A 20389-nucleotide genomic window follows, 5' to 3' on the forward strand; every position below is an offset into this window, starting at 1 on the left:
TCGCAAATTCTGGAGATGTTATGTCCGATTCCGAAGATATTTTCGATGCCATTATTGTTGGCGCAGGATTAGCAGGCTCTGTGGCTGCACTTGTTTTGGCAAGGGAAGGCGCACAAGTATTGCTAATAGAAAGAGGTAACTACGCTGGCGGGAAAAATGTAACCGGTGGTCGTATGTACGCACATACTCTTGAGCGCATCATTCCTGAGTTTGCGCAAGAAGCACCAGTTGAACGCGTTATCACTCACGAAAAATTGTCGTTTATGACTGAAACCGGCGCAATGACAATTGATTACCAAAATGCTGAAGGGAATAATCCCAAAACGGCCTCTTGGTCTGTATTACGTGGTGAGTTTGATCAATGGCTAATGGAACAAGCCGAAAATGCGGGGGCGCAATGCATTACCGGTATTCGTGTTGATAAGCTCGTCGAGCGTGATGGCAAGATTGTTGGTGTGGAAGCTGATGGTGATGTGTTAGAAGCCAAAGCTGTTATTTTAGCTGATGGCGTGAATTCTATTCTTGCTGAACAGTTAGGGATGACAAAACGTGTTGCTGCTGAAAATGTGGCGGTGGGCGTAAAAGAGATCATTGAACTGCCTGAAAGTGTGATTAACGATCGCTTTAACCTAAAAGATAACGAAGGTACGGCTTGGTTATTTGCCGGCTCGCCTACCGATGGATTAATGGGCGGTGGTTTTTTATATACCAATAAAACCACTCTGTCTTTAGGTCTTGTTTGTGGCCTTCATCATATTAAAGATGCGAAAAAATCCGTACCACAAATGTTGGAAGATTTTAAACAGCATCCCGTTGTTGCTCCGCTAATTGAAGGCGGAAAAATGATGGAATACGGTGCACATGTCGTCCCAGAAGCGGGCTTAAGAATGCAAAATGAATTAGTACGCGATGGTGTATTAATTGCCGGTGATGCTGCAGGGATGTGTATGAACCTTGGCTTTACTATCCGCGGGATGGATTTAGCGATGGCATCTGGCGAAGCTGCGGCAAAAACCGTGCTCTCTGCTATGGAGAAAAACGATTTTAGCAAACAAACGCTAAATGAATATCTCACACATTTAGAAGATGGCCCGTTACGCGATATGAAAGCGTATCAGCGTATGCCTGATCTACTTGATAATCCTCGTATGTTCACTGCTTATCCTGAAATGATCGTTGGTATCGCGAAAGATCTCTTTACCGTTACGGGTGAAGTACCCGTACCAATGCGTAAAACCATGATGCGTCATACCAAAAAAGTCGGTTGGATGAATCTGATCAAAGATGGGATCAAAGGAGTAAAAGCAATATGAGTTCTCCCGTAAATGTCGATGTCAAACTAGGCATCAATAAATTTAATGTCGATGAAGAAAATCCACATATCGTCGTTAAAGAACAGCCTGATATGCAGGTATTGGAAACCTTAGTTAAAGCATGTCCTGCAGGTCTATATAAAAAACAAGAAGATGGCACCATTAGTTTTGATTATGCAGGATGCTTAGAGTGTGGAACGTGTCGAATTCTTGGTTTAGATAGTGCGCTTGAAAAATGGGAATACCCACGCGGAACGTTTGGCGTGGAATATCGTTACGGATGATGTATCACGACTTTTCTCCCAGTGCTATCTCCGGCCTGGGAGCTTTTCTTTTTTATTTTATTTAGAAAAAATACCAGGACGCAGTCATGCAACCCAGAAACTTTGATGATATTCGTTTTACCTCTGTACATCGTCGGGTGATGTTATGGGGGAGTGGTGGCCCGTTTCTTGACGGCTATGTATTAGTGATCATTGGGGTGGCGTTAGAGCAACTCACGCCGTTATTACAGCTTGATGCACAGTGGATAGGTCTGCTTGGTGCTGCAACATTAGCCGGGCTTTTTATTGGTACATCACTCTTTGGTTATATTTGTGACAAAGTGGGTCGTCGCAAAATGTTCCTCGTTGATATTGTGGCTATTGCGCTGATTTCGATTGCGACGATGTTTGTGTCAACGCCGGTGGGCCTATTAGTGATGCGATTCCTTATTGGAATCGTGATTGGTGCCGATTATCCCATTGCGACTTCGATGATCACGGAGTTTTCCAATAAAAAACAACGTGCTTTTGCCGTCGGTTTTATTGCTGCTATGTGGTATATCGGGGCGACTTGCGCAAATTTAGTCGGTTATCTTTTATACGATATTGAAGATGGCTGGCGTTGGATGTTGGGCAGTGCCTTTATTCCTTGCGTCATTATTTTAATTGGCCGCTTTGATTTGCCCGAATCACCCCTTTGGTTAATACGTAAAGGGCGTATTCAAGAGTGTAACGAAATGATGATAAAGCTCTTTGGTGAACCGGTTGTTTTTGAAGCTGAAAATGCTAAAACAACGCGTTTTATCGAGCTATTTAATAAACGTCATTTTTCTTTTGTTCTGTTTGTTGCCGTCATTTGGACTTGCCAAGTTATCCCCATGTTTGCCATTTATACTTTCGGGCCACAGATTGTCGGGTTATTAGGATGGGATGCAGGAAGGAGCGCTGCGTTAGGTAATGTGGTGATTAGCCTATTCTTTATGTTTGGGTGTATTCCCGCCATGTTTTGGTTAAACCAAACAGGGCGACGTCCGTTATTGATTGGTAGTTTTGCCATGATGACATTAGCACTATTGGTGCTAGGTGTTTTTCCTGATTTACCTATTTTATTTGTTATCTTAGCATTTGCGACTTATGCCTTCTTTTCTGGTGGCCCCGGAATTTTACAATGGCTTTATCCAAATGAATTGTTCCCAACAGATATTCGTGCATCGGCGGTTGGTGTCATTATGTCAATAAGTCGTATTGGGACGGTTATTTCAACTTGTGCGCTTCCTGCTTTTATTGCCACTTATGGCATTAATACCACCATGCTGGTGGGCGCTGCGATTTCCTTATTCGGTATGATAGTTTCTGTATTGTTTGCACCAGAAACCAAAGGATTAACACTAAATCAAACCTCAACCATGCCAATGCGACAGGGTAAACAACATCTTTAATTGATGAATAATAAAATAAGTTAAGTCATTTAAAATATTTTTATTTAGATGTTATAAAGTTTAATCGTTATTGTATTTATTTTTATATTATTTTAATTTAAATTATTACATCAATGTTTATTGATAAGATTTGTTTATATCTTAAGTGAGATGAGTTTATTTATATTAAAAAGAGAGTGACTTTATTTTTCTTATTTAAATAAAATAACTCTCCTTTTTATTTTTTTAAATAACACCTTTATAACGCCTTGGTTTCAAATTTATTTCATTATTATTAATTTCTCTTCAATTACAAATTATATTTAACTCACCAAATCTAGACCCCAATCACAGATCTCTCTCAGACTATTCAAATGACGAAAAACAGTTCGTTATTTACCAAGAATGAATAATTCTCCCTACCCAGAATAAGGTCATTACAGACGCAAACACCAGCAGAAAAGCGGTTGAGTAGGTATTTATGACCTTATTAGAAATGACAGTTAAAGAATGTCTAAACAATATTGTAAAGCAATATGCTTCACAAACAGCCTTGATTGAAAACCAAAGTAAAAAGACACTTTCTTGGCAACAATTACAACAAGAAGTGGAAAGTGTTGCGCGTGGTTTTTTAGCCATTGGTTTAAAAAAAGGAGATCGTTTAGGTATTTGGTCTGCTAATAGCAAAGAGTGGATAATCTGTTTTCTTGCTGCCGCTCAAATTGGTGTTCCTGTTGTTTGTATTAACTTTCATTTTAAAAAAAGAGAGTTATTAGATTTATGTCGATTAACCGGAATTAAAGCACTCTGTTTTTCAGATGGTTTTAAAAGTAATGACTTTATTGAGGTTATTAATTGTCTTTCTGAAAAAGCATCTGAAAATAACGATATATTACCTCGATTATTTATTAGCATGGGAAATAAACATGCAGAAAAAAGTGTCTCTTTATCTCAATTAAAAGAAGTTAGCCAAAAAATATCAGATAAAGAATATCAACACGCTGTTTCACAAGTCAGTGTAAAAGATTTACTGACCATTCAAATGACCTCAGGCAGCACAGCAATGCCGAAAGGTGTCATGTTAAGTCAATATAATGTGATTAACAATGCCATGTTGTCAGCACAGCGGTTAGGTGTAACGCATAACGATGTCATTTGCCTTGCTGTTCCTCTATTTCACTGTTTTGGGCTCTCTTCTTGCCTCTTTTTTGCGTTAACAACTGGATGCCAATTAGTTCTTCTTGATAACTATTGTGCAGAAGATGTTTTGAAAGTGGTTCAAGACTATCGCTGCACCGTTATGCATGGCGTACCAACGATTTTTAGTCGCTTAATGAAGCACGAGCAGTTCTCTCACTACGATTTATCTAGCCTTGATAAAGGTATTATCGCAGGGGCAAGTTTCCCTTCTGCATTAGTTGATGACATTGAAAATACTCTAGGGATGAAAGGGATCACCGTCTCTTATGGTCAAACAGAAGCTTCTCCTTGTTGTACTCAAACATTACCAAATGATGCTTTATCCATAAAACGCAGTTCTATCGGTAAACCATTACCTTTTGTTGAAATGAAAATCATTAGCCCGAAAACAGGTAAACCTGTGCCAGTGGGCGTTTTGGGTGAAATTTGCACCCGTGGTTTTCATGTGATGATGGGGTATGACAATGCCCCTTATAAAACCAAGGAAGCACTAGACGAAGAGGGTTGGTTACATACAGGGGATATTGGTTATGTCGATAAACAAGGAAATTACCACTATGCCTATCGCATGAAAGAAATTGTAGTCCGTGGTGGTGAAAATATCAGCCTTTGTGAAATAGAAGAGGCTATCGCGGAATATCCTGGCGTTGATGCAACCAAAGCGTTCGGTATTCCTTCTACAGATTTAGGTGAAGAAGTGATTGCTACGATTTGTGTGCAAAAAGACTACACCCTAAATGAAAGCGAATTACGTACATTTCTACAAGAGCGATTGGCTCGCTACAAAATTCCCAAAGAACTCCATTTCTTTACGCAATTTCCTCATACCCCTTGCGGAAAAATTGATGTGCAAGCCCTGAAATTGCAATTGGGTTATGGCGTTTCAATCAAGGATGAAGAAACCAAAGTAGCGGGTTAAGTGACCGCGGATTATCCACATTCTGACAACAGCAGTATGAAGTCTAAAAATAATTAGGAGAAAAAATGACAAGTCGTAAAGCACTGGAAGGCGTCACTGTAGTTGAGCTGGCGACCTTTATTGCCGTACCCGCAGCAGGTCGTATTTTAGCTGATATGGGGGCAAATGTAATCAAAATTGAATCCCCAAGTGGTGATAACTTACGTTATACCGCACCGACTGAAGGCCGTCCGTTAGATCAACATGAAAACACCAGCTTTGATTTAGAAAACGCCAATAAACGAGGCATTGTCTTAAATACGAAAACAGAAGCAGGTAAAAAAATTCTGTTTGAACTGTTAGAAAAAGCCGACATTTTCTTAACTAACTGGCGCCCGGGGGCAAGAGAACGCGCTGGGCTAGATTATGAAACCTTAAAACAGCGCTTTCCAAAGTTAGTTTATGCCAGCGTGACAGGCTATGGCGATGAAGGTCCAGATAAAGATCTACCTGGATTTGATTACACCGCATTCTTTGCGCGTGGCGGTATTTTAGGTTCGCTGTATCAAAAAGGCACAGTACCTATGAACGTGATCCCCGGCCTTGGCGATCATCAATGTGCACTAGGTTTAGTCTCTGGGGTGTTAGCGGCTTATATTCGCGCTAAAAATATTGGTCAAGGTGAGTATGTTTCGACGAACTTACTGCATACCTCAATTTATACCCAAGCGATCATGATCCAAGCAGCACAATACCCCGATTATGGCCAGCCGTATCCAATCGATCGTCGTAATACCACTAGCCCATTTATTCTGGCTTATAAAACAAAAGATGACCGTTTTATTCAGGTCTGTATGCCAGTTTATGACGCCTACTATCCAACCTTTATTTCTTGTATTGGTCGTCCAGATTTAGCGGAAGACGCTCGTTATACACGTTTACAAGAAGTGGCGAAAAATAATCGCTCCCCTGAATTATATGATCTGATTTGGCATCAAGTTGAGCAAAAAACAGCGTCAGAGTGGGCAGATATTTTCACCAAAAACGATATCCCATTCAGTATTGCGCAAACATGGGAAGAGGTGTTGGAAGACAAACAGGCTTGGGCAATCAACACCTTCTACAACATGAAGTACAACAATGGCAGTGAAAAAGCCTTAGTTCGTCCACCTATTGATTTCTTAGAAAGTGGTTTGCCTGAATATCGTCGTGGTCCTTTGCTAGGTGAAGATACACCGTCTGTATTAGCTGAATTAGGGTATAGCGCGGAGGAAATTGCCAACCTTGAAGCCAATAAAGACGTGATGACGTGGAAAGAATAATCCATTTATTTTTTTAATTTTCAGGAGAGCAAAGGCATGCAACAAGACATTTTCACAATGGGCGTTGATATCGGATCGTCTGCATCAAAATGCATCATCATGAAAAATGGTGACACTATTGTCGCCAAATCACTGGCATCCGTAGGTGCAGGAACCTCAGGACCTGAAAAAGCGATCGCTGAAGTAGTCAGTCAATTTGGCGGTGATCTCAGTCAGATAAGTTGGATCTGCGCAACAGGTTATGGCCGTAATTCTCTGAAAGAAGCCAATAAAGAAGTGAGCGAACTGAGTTGTCATGCGAAAGGGGCGCACTTTCTTTTTCCGGGCGTAAAAACAGTGATTGATATCGGCGGTCAAGACGTTAAAGCACTCCATATGGATGGTGCAGGCCGTTTACTAAACTTTGTGATGAATGACAAGTGCGCTGCGGGTACAGGACGCTTTTTAGATGTGATGTCGAGAGTATTAGAAACTAAGATTTCCGATCTCGCACAAGAGGGCGCTAAGTCCACTAAAAAAGTCACGATTAGCTCAACCTGTACCGTGTTCTCTGAATCCGAAGTCATTTCCCATCTCGCAAATAACGAAACAATACCCGATGTAATTAATGGTATTCACCGCTCGGTGGCTAGCCGTATTGCTGGTCTTGCAAAACGAGTGGGTGTTGAAGCACCTGTCGTGATGACAGGCGGTGTTGCCAGTAATTTTGAAGTTGTTCGTTATGTTAGCGAAGAGCTGAACGCCTCTATCGCCATCTCACCATTATCACAATACAACGGGGCGATAGGTGCCGCCATTTATGCCTTTGAAGCGTACCGCCATCAACTGGAAGACGATGCGTTAACAATAGGAACATCAAAATGAGCAATGTAGATATGAATGCGCCGGATTATATTCCTGCAAAAAAACGACTGCAAAAAATCGCTGCGGATGCTTATCAGCGTGCGTGGGATGCTAAAAATAGCGGTGAAAAAATAGGCTGGTGTGCCTCTAACTTTCCACAAGAGATTGCTGAAACATTAGGTTTATGTGTGGTTTACCCTGAAAACCAAGCTGCTGCGATTGCGGCAAAAGGTGCGGGTTTAAAAATGTGTGAACATGCAGAGAGTATGGGGTATTCCAATGATATCTGTGCTTATGCTCGTATCAGTCTCTCTTACATGGATATTAAGCAGTGTGAAGAGATGGATATGCCTCAGCCCGACTTCTTGCTGTGTTGCAACAATATCTGTAACTGCATGATCAAGTGGTATGAAAATATCGCATATGAACTGAATATCCCGATGATCCTCATCGATATTCCTTATAAAAATGATTATGACACCGATGATGTGACCGTGAAGTATGTTCAAGCGCAATTTGATGATGCGATTAAACAACTTGAAAAAGTCACTGGCAAAGTCTTCTCCGAAGAGAAATTTAAAGAAGTCTGTGAAATCTCACAACGCACAGGGCGTGCATGGTTAAAAGCTGCAGAATATTGCCAATATGAACCGTCTCCAATGAATGGTTTTGATTTGTTTAACCACATGGCTGTTGCTGTTTGTGCGCGCGGTAAATTAGAAGCTGCACTGGCTTTTGAACAACTGTGTGAAGAGATGGAACAAAACATCAAAGAGAAAAAATCGACTTATCGCGGAGAAGAAAAATACCGTGTTCTCTTTGAAGGTATTGCCTGCTGGCCTTACTTGCGTGCCACATCGACTCCGTTAAAAGAGCAAGGCATCAACGTGACTGCCACTGTTTACGCCACTGCATTTGGTGTGATTTATCAAAACAGTGACGAGATGATGCGTGCTTACTCTTACGTCCCTAACTGTGTCTCTGTTGAGCGTGCTGCAGATATGCGTATTGACGTCAGTCGTCAGAATAAAGTGGACGGTGCGATTATTCACGTTAACCGCAGTTGTAAGCTCTGGAGTGGCATTATGCCTGAAATTGAGCGCCGTATTCGTCATGAACTTAAGATCCCAACAGTGACTTTTGATGGCGACCAAGCTGATCCTCGAGTTTTCTCTGAAGCGCAGTATGTCACCCGTGTTGAAGCATTGACTGAAATTATGGCTGCTAATAAGGCAGAAATGAAAAAGGGGGACATCTAATGAAAACATTAATAGATAAGTTTGATGCTCTACAAGCAGTGGTGGATACTCCTGTTGCTCAGTTAGAGGGATTTATTCGCAGTGGCAAAAAGGTTGTTGGCTGTTTTCCTGAATATACCCCGAATGAAATTGTCTATGCGGCTGGCATGGTGCCTTTTGGCATTTGGGGAGCTGAAGGACGTGAAATCTCAGAAGCGAAGAAATATTTTCCTCCTTTTTATTGTGCGCTAGTGCTTTCTTCTCTTGAGATGGGATTAGATGGTGCGCTGAATAAACTGTCAGCAGCCATAATTCCTTCTTTGTGTGACACCTTAAAATGCTTAGGGCAAAACTGGAAAGCCGGTGTGTCACAAGTACCATTTATTCAATTGGTGCATCCACAAAATCGTAAAACCCCAGCAGGTATTGCTTTCTTAACTGAACAATACAAAAAAATTGCACTGCAATTAGGGGAAATTTCAGGTCAGCCTGTGACAGATGATGCACTAAAAAATGCAATCCATCTGTTTAATCTGCGTCGCGCCGCGTTACGTGAATTCTCTGAAATTGCAGCCCTTCATCCAAACTTAATCACACCACAACGTCGTAATACTGTGATCAAAAGTGGTTATTTTATGGATGTGGTTGAACATACCAAAGCTGTTGAAGCCATTGTTGCGCAATGCAAAACCTTATCTCCAGAACCTTGGAAAGGGCACAAAATTGTCGTGACAGGCATTATTGCGGATAGTCCTTCTATTCTACAAATTTTGGCTGATAACAAGATGGCGATTGTAGCAGATGAAGTGGCGCATGAGTCTCGTCAGTTCCGTCAAGATATCCCAGAAAATAACGCACCTTATGAAGCGATGGCAGAGCAAATTGCCCAGCTTGAAGGGTGTTCACTTTTATATGATCCAGAGAAAAAACGCGGTCGTTTAATTGCCGATATGGTGAAAAACACAGGCGCTGATGGTGTCGTCTATTTACTGACAAAATTCTGTGATCCCGAAGAATTCGATGCTCCGATAGTGAAGAAATTCCTCGATAAAGAAGGCATTCCTTCCATCATTATCGAAATTGATCAGCAAACCAAAACGTATGAACAGGCTAGAACCGCACTGCAAACTTTTGCGGATGTGCTTTCTGCTTAACAACATTAATCAATAGTCACAAAAGACCTGTGTGAAATAGCACAGGTCAATTGAACCCTAACACATATAAGTGGGGCAATTATGGGTATTATTTGTTTAATCATTGGGCTAGCGATATTAATGATCATGTGTATGAAAGGCATACATATCTTCATTTCTGTTTTTACCACCAGCCTATTTCTTGCTGTGACTGCATGGCTTGTATCACCAGATATGCTTAATCCTGTCGATGCACTGTTACAAGTGTATACCGGTGGGTTAGGTGGCTATTTTGGTAGCTTCTTCTTCATTTTCGTACTCGGTGCGATTTTTGGCAAATTAACCGCTATCAGTGGCGCTGCTGATAGTGTTGCCTCTTTTATTATTGGTAAATTTGGTGAAAGAGCCGTTATTCCTTCATTAGTTGCGGCTTGTGCCATTTTAGCCTACGGCGGTGTTTCAGTGTTTGTTGCACTGTTTACCGTTTATTCGATGATGGTGAGTCTATTTCGTAAAGCGAATCTGCCTCGCAGGCTTATTCCAGCTGTCTATTTTGCTGGTGCAGGTACGTTTGTGATGATAATGCCAGGATCACCACAAATCCAAAACCTTATTCCAATGAAATTCCTAGGGACGTCAGCGACGGCGGGTTTAGTACCCGGAATGTTGACTGCACTGTTCCAGGTCACTTTAGTGATTATTTATCTCACTTGGTTATTTAAGCGTGTAAAAGCGAAAGGTGAAGGTTGGGTTGAAGACGAAAAAACAGCAAAAGCCGAAGAGGGTAAAAAAGAACGTCAATTACCGAATGTGCTCGTTGCATTACTCCCAATGCTTATTTTGTTGGTCGTGCTGAATATTCTGAAATGGGATCCTGCTATTGCTCTGTTCTGCGCCATTATAGCGGCCTTAATTGTGTATTTACGCTATCTCGATTGGAAAAAACTCGTACCTAATTTGGCCGCTGGCACGATGGAAGGAGTGACCTCTCTCTTTAATACCGCAGTTATTGTTGGGTTTGGGGCATTAGTGATGACCTTACCAGCATTCAAAGAATCTTTCCAAGCGATTGCTCAATCGGGTCTTAATCCTCTGGTTGTGACTGCGATTTCCGTCGGTGCGCTGGTGTTTATCAGCGGTTCAGGCTCTGGTGCGTTAAGTATTGCTATGCCAATGATTGCTGCAATGTTCCCTGCAACCGTGGTTGATCAAGGCGCCTTACACCGTGTGGCCACAATGGCATCAATGAGTACAACTCCACCATTTAACGGATTGATTATTACTGTCTTTAGCGTCTGTGGTGTCAGCCATAAAGAGGGCTATGGCCCTGTAGGAACGTTAACTCTCGCGATCCCACTGTTAGCCATGATGTTTATGTTGCTGCTGTACACCTTCTTACCTGCATCTATAGCGACGATGTAGGAATAACGTTAACCCATTAATGCGTGCGATAAGACGAAAAACGTGAAATCGCACGCCATAGAGATAACCCTAAATATTCTCAGAGGAAAATAAACATGGATTTTCAGCTAACAGAAGAACAAATCCTGATCCGCGATATGGTCAGAGAGTTTGTTGAAAACGACATTAAGCCGATTGCGGGGGAAATCGATAAAGAACACCGTTTTCCAAGTGAAAGCATCACTCCCATGGCTGAATTAGGACTCTTTGGTTTCAATATTGATGAAAATTATGGTGGTACAGAAGCGGATGCAATTAGCTATGTATTAGCAACAGAAGAGATGGCAAAAGTCAGTGCAGCACATGCCATGATCATGGGATCACAGTGTTCATTAACAGGCCCTGTTATTCAAAAATATGCTGATGAAGAAACCAAAGCACGTATTTTACCGGGAGTGGTTTCAGGTGAACAAATTGGTTGCTTCTGTTTATCCGAACCAAGTGCGGGTTGTGATGCCGCCGCTCAACAAACAACCGCTGTTCGTCAAGGTGATAATTATGTGATCAATGGATCTAAATTGTGGATCACAGCAGCACCTCAAGGTGCATTCTTTATCGTATTTGCCATGACTGATAAAAGTGCGGGTGTTAAAGGGATCACCGCATTCTTAGTTGAGCGTGATAACCCAGGGATCAGCATTGGTTTACCAGAAGAAAAAATGGGTATGAATGGCTCTGAAACTTGTTCTGTCAGTTTTAGTGACTGTGTTGTACCTGTTAGTGCACGTTTAGGCGCGGAAGGTAAAGGCTTTAGCATTGCCATGGAGACCTTAGATGGTGGTCGTTTAAGCTGTTCTGCTATTGCGTTAGGTATCGCACAAAGTGCATTAGATGCCACGATTGATTACACCAAAGAGCGTATTCAATTTGGAAAACCCATTGCAGCCAACCAAGGTGTGCAATGGATGTTAGTGGACATGGCTACCCGCGTAGACTGTGCTCGTATGCTGGTATATCGCGCAGCTACGGCAAAAATTGCTGGGCTTCCTTATACCCGCGAATCAGCGCAAGCCAAATTATACGCTTCTGAAACAGCAACCTATGTCACTCAAAAAGCCGTTCAACTCCACGGTGGTATGGGTTACACCAAATCTTATCCTGTTGAACGCCTAATGCGTGAAGCAAAACTCACTGAAATTTTTGAAGGCACAAGCGAAGTGCAACGCATGGTGATCGCTAAACATATTTTAGCGTAATGACATTGGGATTTTATTAATTTGCTCCCTTGAGCAAAACGGAGAATGTGAATTATGAAACTTATTGCCTGCTGTAAGGTTGTTCATGACGAACAAGACATCACAACGCGGCCTGATCGTACACTCGCAACTGATAATGCGGGTTTAAAAATTAGTTTATATGATTTAAATGCAATTGAAACCGCAGTAGAAATTGCCTCGGCTCTGGGTGATAGCACCGTAACTGCATTGAGTATAGGCACTAGTGCAATGGTAGAAAATGCGAAAATTAAAAAAGATATTTTATCGCGTGGCCCTGATGCATTAACACTTGTTGCTGATGATGCGTGCAATGCTCTTTATTCAACAGATACCGCTAATATTATTGCGCAAGCGGCACAAAAGGTGGGTTTTGATTTATTAATTTTCGGTGAAGGCTCTGGTGACTTATACGCTCAACAAACAGGTTTAGCAGTAGGTGAATACTTAGGCTTACCTTGTGTTAATGCCGTGAACAAAATCACCGTTGAAGGTGACAAAATCATTGTTGAGCGTGATTTAGAAAATATCACTGAAGAGCTAGAGCTGACATTACCTGCCGTTGTCTGCGTGACATCAAGCATCAACACCCCAAAATTACCATCAATGAAAGCCATTTTAGCTGCCAATAAAAAACCTGTTGAGAAACTTGAGTTAGGGGATATTGGTGTTGATATTTTAGCTCCGACTGTTGTGCAAACACAGGTGTGCGCACCAGAACAGACTGATCGCCTAGGGATTATTTTAGACGGTGATTCAGATGAAAATATTGCCACATTTGCTGAGCATTTACGCCAAGCGGTTAATCAATAAGGAGATTAAAAATGGCTAGTTTACTCCCTACAACTTTTGTTTATGCCGAGAAAGCGGATGATTTAGCAAAACTGATTGCGTTTGCTCGTAGTCTTGGTGAAAAAGTGAATGTGTTATTTATCGGTGATGATGAAAGTACGCGTGAATGCGTCAGTCTGGGGGCTGATTGTGTCTATTGCTTTGCGCCACAAGACGGTGTGATTGCTGAAGATTATGCGACCTCTTTTGCTGAAATTATTAAAGAAGCAGGTGCTAATGCATTGGTTTTATTAGCATCATCAAAACGAGCAAAAGCCATTGCGGCTCGTCTAGGTGTTACGTTAAAAGCAGGTGTTGTCAGTGATGCATTAAGTCTGACTGTTGAAAACAATACGGTGATCGCAACACACCAAATTTATGGTGGTTTAGCACATGCTAAAGCAGAAATTCGCTCACCTTATGCTATTGCTACTGTTGGTGGTGCATTAGATGTGGAAGTCATTACAGATGCTCCCAATGCATCAGTGGTACAAGGCACCTTTGTCGCCCCTGCGTATACATTAAAAGTGTTAGCACGTAAGCCAAAACAAGGTAGTAGCGTTGATTTAGGTAAAGCGCATTGTGTTGTTGGTGTTGGACGTGGCTTTGGTAAGGCAGATGATATTGCGTTAGCGTCAGCATTAGCGAAAGCCCTTCAAGGTGAAGTGGGTTGCTCACGTCCAATTGCTGAAGGCGAAGGTTGGATGGAACACGATCGCTATATTGGTGTTTCTGGTGTGACTTTAGGTGCTGATGTTTATGTTGCTGTCGGTATTTCAGGGCAAATCCAACATATGGTGGGTGTTGATAGAGCAAAGGTCATTGTTGCTATCAACAAAGATAAGAATGCGCCTATTTTCAATATGGTGGATTACGGGATTGTCGGCGACCTCTACAAAGTGTTACCTGCATTAACAGCGAAGCTGGGCGGCTAATTCTCGTCGGTCGCTTGGCGAAAGTGTGCTAAGCGACCACAGATAATAAAAGGATAGAAAAGTATGTCAGACGATATTTTTGACGCCATTATTGTGGGTGGTGGACTTGCTGGTGGTACTGCTGCCTATGTTTTAGCGCAAGCAGGATGTGATGTATTAGTGGTTGAGCGAGGTAATTTCGCTGGCAGTAAAAATATGACGGGAGGGCGTTTATACGCGCATAGTCTTGAAAAAATCATCCCTAATTTTGCCCAAGAGGCGCCTGTTGAACGTCTTGTGACGCGCGAAAAAATTTCCATGTTAACGGAAACCGATGGAGTTACGTTAGATTATCAGCATACTCAGCAGGAAGAGGAAGCCGCACGCTCTTATACTGTATTGCGTTCTTCATTTGATCAGTGGTTAATGGAAAAAGCGGAAAATGCTGGCGCACAAGTGATCACGGGCGTTCGTGTTGATGAAGTATTAGTAAAAGATGGCAAAGTCTGTGGGGTTAAAGCGGGTGATGATGAAATTGAAGCCAATGTCGTGATTTTAGCTGATGGTGTGAATTCACTGTTAGCGAAGCAATTAGGTATGACGCAGAAAGTTAATCCTCATACCGTGGCGGTAGGAGTTAAAGAATTACTAGAATTCACACCACAACAAATGGAAGATCGATTTGGTTGCACCAATGATGAAGGGTTAGCTTGGCTTTTTGCGGGGGCTCCATCAGGGGGGTATTTAGGGGGGGGGTTTTTATACACCAATAAAAATACTGTTTCTTTAGGCCTAGTTTTAGGGCTGCATAATGTCAATAAGTTCGAAAAAACAGTTCCTCAACTATTAGAAGATTTTAAACAACATCCTGTTGTTGCCCCCCTTATCAAAGACGGAAAATTATTAGAATATTCAGCGCATATGGTGCCAGAAGGTGGCATGAATATGGTGTCTGAATTAGTGAAAGATGGGGTCTTAGTGGCGGGTGATGCCGCAGGATTTTGCCTCAATGTGGGTTATACCGTAAGAGGAATGGATCTGGCAATTGCTTCAGGTGAAGCGGCCGCAAAAGCGGTTTTAATGGCGAAAGAACAAAACAGCTACAGTCAAAAAGAGCTGAGTTGTTATCAATCTTTATTAAATGACAGCTTTGTTATGAAAGATATGAAGCTATATAAAGATCTACCTGCTTTCCTTGATAACACCAGATTCTTCACGGATTACCCACAAATGGCCACTAATGTCATGCACGATTTATTCGTGATTAATGGCCCAGAAAAACCAGTACGTAAGAAAATACTGTCTCAAGTGAAGAAAGTCGGTGTGATGAACTTAATTAAAGATGGCTTTAAAGGAGTACGTTCTTTATGAGTCAAGTAAACGTAGACGTTAAATTAGGCGTTAATAAATTTAATGTAGATGAAGAAAATCCACATATTGTCTTAAAAGATGATATCGATCCCGCACAATTTGAAATCTTAATGAAAGCGTGCCCCGCTGGCTTATATAAAAAAGATGATAAAGGGCAATATCTTTTTGATTATGCTGGGTGTTTAGAGTGTGGCACTTGCCGTGTGTTATGTGGCGAGACGATTTTAAAGAAATGGGAATATCCCTGTGGCACATTAGGTATTGAATTTCGTTACGGCTAATGTAATCACCTTTATCTCCCCCTCTAGAATAACCTCCAAAATCTAAACTAGAGAGGGAGATAATTCATTTATTTATCTTAAAGAATGTATTTTTCGATACTCAGATGGAGTCATAAAAAATTCAGATTTAAATTTTCGGCTTAAATTAGAAATATCACTAAATCCACATTCATAAGCTAGTTGTGTAATATTTTTCTCTGCTAAAAGCGGGTTAACTAATGCCGTTTTATAATTCTCAAGACGTTTTTGGTAGATCCAACGATGTACAGACATATTTTGTTCTTTAAAAAGCATCTGTAAATAGCGCACTGAGATCCCACAGGCACTAGCACATTCATTAACACTTAAATCTGGATCGGAAAGATGTTGTTCAAGATAGTGTTGAGCAAAATAAAACAGCGTTGATCTTCCTAAGCTTTGAGGTGGTGTCGCAATACTGAATTCGCTAAATGCAGAGGTAATTAAATTCAATAAAATATCGGCAAGTTGTTGAGCGTGTTGTGGTGGCATCGAATCCAAAAAAGGGATATAGCGCATCACAAAGCTATATACTAATGAACCAGTGATACTATTACCACGTATTGCCCTTGCAGTCAGATTTTGCGTGTTGCCTAAACGTGATGCTAATTTTTCTCTTGGGATCAGGATCTTAAATAACGAATAGTCGTTATCAAAAGACCATGATACAGGTCTTGCCATATCAAAAATACAAAAGTCACCTTGCCGTAGAAATGCCGTTCTCCCATCTTGGGTAAGATGACTAGTTCCTGAACGTTGTATCTCAATTTGGAAATGCTCTTCTAAGCTAAGTTTATTAGCTAAAGGACGACTACTCGCCCAGTGACCATTAGACTCTAGCTGAATAAAGCGAATATTTGTCACCTTTTGCTCGACAATGTTGGCATAAAATCGAGAATGAGGGGGCAATTCGACTTCATTGCATTCATAAGACGATAAAAAGCGGTCTTTTATTGTATCCCTGAATACGGAAAACCGATCTACGTCAGGGAGCTCCCGAGTCGTAAACATGCTTTTCATAGTACGCCCACTTTTATTGAAAGTTTTTTTGTTGTGTTGCTATCAATCTAGTATAAAAACGACATAAACTAGACTGAATTAGAATAATATTTTTATAACTTTAATCTTAAAATTAGAATAGTAAATTTAAATAATTATTAGCGAAGATACTTATTCTTTTCTTTGTTAATAAATTGAAGATAATATATTTAAAAGTTTTTAATTTATTTAAACTAAAGTCATTTAAATTATATATTTAATTCATAGCATTTTTGATGCTACCACTTCTATGATATTAATCCTAAGTTAATTTCTTATCTTTAGAGTGAGATCTCATAAATAAATTAAGAGTGATTCTTATTAATATCTTATTTATTTCATTCTTTTCAGAGTGTAGGTTAATATGGATTTTATGTACGGAGTATAATCGCTTGTTAAATAATGTTGTTATTTATTGTTAATAATAGCGTTAATGATTATATTAAATTTTTATAAACTTAAGTATTAATAATATTCATATTATATATTATAACAAATCTTCCTTTGATATCATGATGTATTAATAGTAAAGATATTTAATCTTAATGATGTTCACGATAATAATTTTTATTTGTTGTGAACAAGTCAATATCGTGGCTCTGAAATAGGTTGCTCGATGTATAAACCATTATCATTTATCCATACTAGAATAATGATCTTTTTCTTAAAACTGAATCTAAAAAATAAACGATATCTTCCATTTACTAATTTAATTCGTGATCAATTTTTATTTTCTTCACCTAGGTGTTACCTAATCTAAACTCTGGAGTTCGTGGAGCATTTGTGATGTTTACTATAGATTTCAATATATGAGCAAAAATTTTTTGTATCTGCTTTTTTCTGATAATCTTCTGGATATTTTTTCAGTGCTTCAAATTAATTGAAATACTATGAATACAACTCTATTTTGAATTGATGTGAGATCACATCAGTGTTGTTAAACATATAAGAAAAGAAATAGCTAGGATATTGAGAGAAAGATTTTTTAAAAGGCTAGAAAGCAAAAAACCAGCCCTAAGGCTGGTTTTTCTAAAGATGGTGCCCGAACTCGGAATCGAACCAAGGACACGGGGATTTTCAATCCCCTGCTCTACCGACTGAGCTATTCGGGCTAACGAGGCGCATTAAACCGTATTCAGCGTGATGCGTCAACGTCTTTTTAATAAAAAATGCAAAAATAAGTTCGTTTGCTTTCTTTTTATTCTATTCGAGTTTAAATTTTCATCATAAGCAATTTTTTAGTAAAAAATGCTTAAATAACAATCAGTAAAGATATTCACTTTTTTGCATGTCGAAGAGAAAACTTTCTCTTTTTTGATGATTAAATTTGTTTTTTGTTATTCAGTAGAGAGAAATTGAGTACAAACGAAAAAATGGATCCTTTTTCTCGTTTCCTAGTACTCAAAACTAACTTAATGCGCCATTTTTACGGCATTGAGCAATCTTAAGAATGTCTTCTGCCAATAATTTTGCTGTAATAATATCATCAGCATGATGATTCACCATTAAACGGCTTAAACAGCCTTCTAAGATGAGTTCCATCTGTTTAGCAACTAACTCGCTGTCTTCGATATCAAGCTCGCGTAGTAGCGTTTTAGAGTAATCAAATGAGCTTTGTTTTTGACGTTGGCTTAATTGATGGATTTGAGAGTGTTCATCAGGGTATGCGCTACAAGCAGCAACGAATAAACAACCAGGAAAACGGTTTTTCTCTAAACGCATGGCGAGCTGATCATAACGAGCAAGTAACTTTTGTTCGATAGTCAGTTTTTCATCTAACATCACTTGGCGTTGCCAAATATCAATTTGTTGCCCGTGATGGCGAAGACAATCAAAAATTAAGGCATCTCTATCAGGCCAAAATGGGTGAAGTTGAGATTTATTGATACCGGAATCTTGAAGAAGCTCCGGTAAAGTCGCCGCTAAGCCATATTGCTCCAGCTGGATAAGTACGTGGTCTAATAACGCTTCACGTTGCACTGAAATCTCCTTAAATCACGTTGTCGCGAAAACATCATAATTAGCAGACTTTAACTAAAAATGAAAGCAAGAGGCGGCAGGGTAAAATGAAAATACCCCATCTTGCGACGGGGTATTTTCTGTTTTTTTATTTCTTGTAAGCGCTAGGCGCTTTTTTGCAATGTTTTCGTTTTTTACTTCAAACTACAGGATCATACCGCCGAAGAGGAAACCAAATCCGACCGCTAATACCACCCCAATTGTACCTGGGATAAAGAATGGGTGGTTGAAGACTAATTTACCAATACGAGTTGTACCTGTGTCATCCATTTGAACTGCCGCAACTAGTGTTGGGTAAGTTGGCAGAATGAACAGACCAGAAACCGCAGAGAAAGAGGCAATTGCAGTTAATGGAGATACACCTAGAGCTAAAGCCATTGGCATCAATGCTTTTGCTGTTGCTGCTTGTGAATATAACAGTGCAGAACAGAAGAAGAAGATAACGGCTAATAACCAAGGGTGGCCAGTGATTAAATCACCCGCAGTCAGTTTGATCCAATCAATGTTACTTGAAACGAAAGTATCACCTAACCATGCAACACCCAGAATACAGATACATGCACTCATACCTGCTTTAAAAGTACTTGAGTTGAGGATAGTATCCGTTTTCACTTTACAGAAGATAGTGATAAGGGTTGCAACACTCAGCATGATGATAAGAATGGCGTTAGTGGTATTCATTAACGGCTCTTTCACGATACCTAAACTTGGGCTGTTGATAACAGCATAAGTTACAACACCGATAACACCCAATAAGAACAGCATTACAGATGATTTAGCACCAGGTAATGTTTCTCTACGTTCTTGGCTACCACGTAACTCAACCAGACCTTGTTCTAAACGTTCACGATAGACCGCATCATCTGACAGTTTTGAGTTAAATACCCAAGAGATGATGAAGGACATCAGAATGATAGCAAGGAACGTTGCTGGTAATAAGATAGACAGCAGAGTGATGTAGCTTACTGTATTACCTTCACCGACCATTGCAGGGTTTTCCATGACAGATGCCATGTAAACAACCGCAGCAGAGATTGGAGATGCAGTAATACCGATTTGAGCGGCAACAACACCTGTTGATAAAGGACGGCAAGGTTTGATGCCTTGTTCTTTTGCAACTTCTGCGATAACGGGCAGTGTTGCTAAAGAGATATTCCCTGTACCTGCAAATAGTGTTAAGAAATAAGTCACAATTGGCGCAAGAATTGTGATGTATTTTGGATTACGTCTTAACAGTTTTTCAGTTTGGCCAACAAGGTAATCCAAACCACCAGCAACCTGCATCGCAGAGATTGCGGCAATAACAGCCATAATGATGGAGATAACATCAAAAGGGATTGAACCAGGTTTAACACCGATAGCAGCTAAAACTAAAACCCCTAAACCACCGGCAAACCCGATACCAATTCCCCCAAGTCTCGCACCGAGGAAAATGGCCAGCAGAACGATAATCAATTCTACGGCTAGCATAGCGTTTACTCCTTGAGATAATTAAAAAAATGAGAAAGATAAGTTAAATTTTTGTTTTTACAATCAAGTAAAAAGGCACGTCTCTTAAAGAGTCCGTGCCTTGTATTTTTAAGAGCTCATTCTTATGTTTAACAGTGTCATGTT

The 20389-nt window shown here is 40.3% G+C and carries 18 protein-coding genes and 1 tRNA gene; 14 read left to right on the top strand and 5 right to left on the bottom strand.

The window, feature by feature from the left end:
* Window positions 1–20 precede the first annotated feature (20 nt).
* From fixC to GWI97_RS11395, 14 genes are all read left to right on the top strand, one after another.
* Window positions 21–1313, top strand: coding sequence for an FAD-dependent oxidoreductase FixC (gene fixC / locus GWI97_RS11330; RefSeq protein WP_087803367.1), 1293 nt, complete (start codon window positions 21–23; stop codon window positions 1311–1313).
* On the top strand, window positions 1310–1597 hold the full coding sequence (gene fixX, locus GWI97_RS11335; RefSeq protein ID WP_023582978.1) for a ferredoxin-like protein FixX: 288 nt from the start codon (window positions 1310–1312) through the stop codon (window positions 1595–1597). The genes fixC and fixX overlap by 4 nt, the downstream gene beginning before the upstream one ends.
* 86 nt (window positions 1598–1683) lie before the next feature.
* Entirely contained in the window at window positions 1684–3015 is a 1332-nt protein-coding gene (locus GWI97_RS11340) for an MFS transporter (RefSeq protein WP_036934379.1), read from the top strand.
* Window positions 3016–3475: 460 nt separating this feature from the next.
* The gene (locus GWI97_RS11345; RefSeq protein WP_161751989.1) at window positions 3476–5113 is read left to right on the top strand and encodes an AMP-binding protein; all 1638 of its coding nucleotides are present in this window, start codon (window positions 3476–3478) and stop codon (window positions 5111–5113) included.
* 65 nt (window positions 5114–5178) lie between these two features.
* Window positions 5179–6414 carry a CaiB/BaiF CoA transferase family protein gene (locus GWI97_RS11350; protein WP_036934376.1) on the top strand — a complete coding sequence of 412 codons (1236 nt, stop codon included), beginning with the start codon at window positions 5179–5181 and terminating at the stop codon, window positions 6412–6414.
* Window positions 6415–6450: 36 nt separating this feature from the next.
* Window positions 6451–7278 (top strand): acyl-CoA dehydratase activase, encoded by an 828-nt coding sequence (locus tag GWI97_RS11355; protein WP_036934374.1) that lies wholly within the window; start codon window positions 6451–6453, stop codon window positions 7276–7278.
* On the top strand, window positions 7275–8516 hold the full coding sequence (locus GWI97_RS11360; RefSeq protein WP_036934372.1) for a 2-hydroxyacyl-CoA dehydratase subunit D: 1242 nt from the start codon (window positions 7275–7277) through the stop codon (window positions 8514–8516). Before GWI97_RS11355 ends, GWI97_RS11360 begins: the two co-directional genes overlap by 4 nt.
* A complete protein-coding gene (locus GWI97_RS11365; RefSeq protein ID WP_036934371.1) occupies window positions 8516–9649 on the top strand; it encodes a 2-hydroxyacyl-CoA dehydratase subunit D in 1134 nt (377 codons plus the stop codon). Before GWI97_RS11360 ends, GWI97_RS11365 begins: the two co-directional genes overlap by 1 nt.
* An 81-nt stretch (window positions 9650–9730) precedes the next feature.
* Window positions 9731–11050 (top strand): GntP family permease, encoded by a 1320-nt coding sequence (locus tag GWI97_RS11370; protein WP_036934369.1) that lies wholly within the window; start codon window positions 9731–9733, stop codon window positions 11048–11050.
* A gap of 95 nt (window positions 11051–11145) precedes the next feature.
* Window positions 11146–12285 carry an acyl-CoA dehydrogenase family protein gene (locus GWI97_RS11375; protein ID WP_161751990.1) on the top strand — a complete coding sequence of 380 codons (1140 nt, stop codon included), beginning with the start codon at window positions 11146–11148 and terminating at the stop codon, window positions 12283–12285.
* 54 nt (window positions 12286–12339) lie between these two features.
* Window positions 12340–13116, top strand: coding sequence for a putative electron transfer flavoprotein FixA (gene fixA / locus GWI97_RS11380; RefSeq protein ID WP_036934367.1), 777 nt, complete (start codon window positions 12340–12342; stop codon window positions 13114–13116).
* Window positions 13117–13127: 11 nt separating this feature from the next.
* Window positions 13128–14069, top strand: a complete 942-nt coding sequence (locus GWI97_RS11385; RefSeq protein ID WP_036934366.1) for an FAD-binding protein — start codon at window positions 13128–13130, stop codon at window positions 14067–14069.
* Window positions 14070–14132: 63 nt separating this feature from the next.
* Complete coding sequence (locus GWI97_RS11390; protein ID WP_036934364.1) at window positions 14133–15419, top strand: FAD-dependent oxidoreductase; 1287 nt, start codon at window positions 14133–14135, stop codon at window positions 15417–15419.
* Complete coding sequence (locus tag GWI97_RS11395) at window positions 15416–15700, top strand: ferredoxin (protein ID WP_036934363.1); 285 nt, start codon at window positions 15416–15418, stop codon at window positions 15698–15700. Before GWI97_RS11390 ends, GWI97_RS11395 begins: the two co-directional genes overlap by 4 nt.
* Window positions 15701–15772: 72 nt before the next feature.
* Here the strand turns inward: GWI97_RS11395 and GWI97_RS11400 are convergent, their stop codons facing one another.
* The 5 genes from GWI97_RS11400 to GWI97_RS11420 all read right to left on the bottom strand — a co-directional run bounded on the left by GWI97_RS11400 (window position 15773) and on the right by GWI97_RS11420 (window position 20245).
* Complete coding sequence (locus tag GWI97_RS11400) at window positions 15773–16738, bottom strand: helix-turn-helix domain-containing protein (RefSeq protein WP_036934362.1); 966 nt, start codon at window positions 16736–16738, stop codon at window positions 15773–15775.
* Between the two features lie 603 nt (window positions 16739–17341).
* A complete protein-coding gene (locus GWI97_RS18630) occupies window positions 17342–17470 on the bottom strand; it encodes a type II toxin-antitoxin system YhaV family toxin (protein WP_115370964.1) in 129 nt (42 codons plus the stop codon).
* Window positions 17471–17792: 322 nt separating this feature from the next.
* Window positions 17793–17868, bottom strand: a tRNA-Phe gene (locus tag GWI97_RS11410).
* Window positions 17869–18163: 295 nt separating this feature from the next.
* Window positions 18164–18736, bottom strand: a complete 573-nt coding sequence (gene dicD, locus GWI97_RS11415; protein ID WP_036934361.1) for a division control transcriptional repressor DicD — start codon at window positions 18734–18736, stop codon at window positions 18164–18166.
* Between the two features lie 183 nt (window positions 18737–18919).
* Window positions 18920–20245 (bottom strand): anaerobic C4-dicarboxylate transporter, encoded by a 1326-nt coding sequence (locus GWI97_RS11420; RefSeq protein ID WP_036934359.1) that lies wholly within the window; start codon window positions 20243–20245, stop codon window positions 18920–18922.
* Window positions 20246–20389 lie beyond the last annotated feature (144 nt).

It is taken from the genome of Proteus sp. G2300, assembly GCF_009915965.1.
GTDB lineage: Bacteria > Pseudomonadota > Gammaproteobacteria > Enterobacterales > Enterobacteriaceae > Proteus > Proteus vulgaris.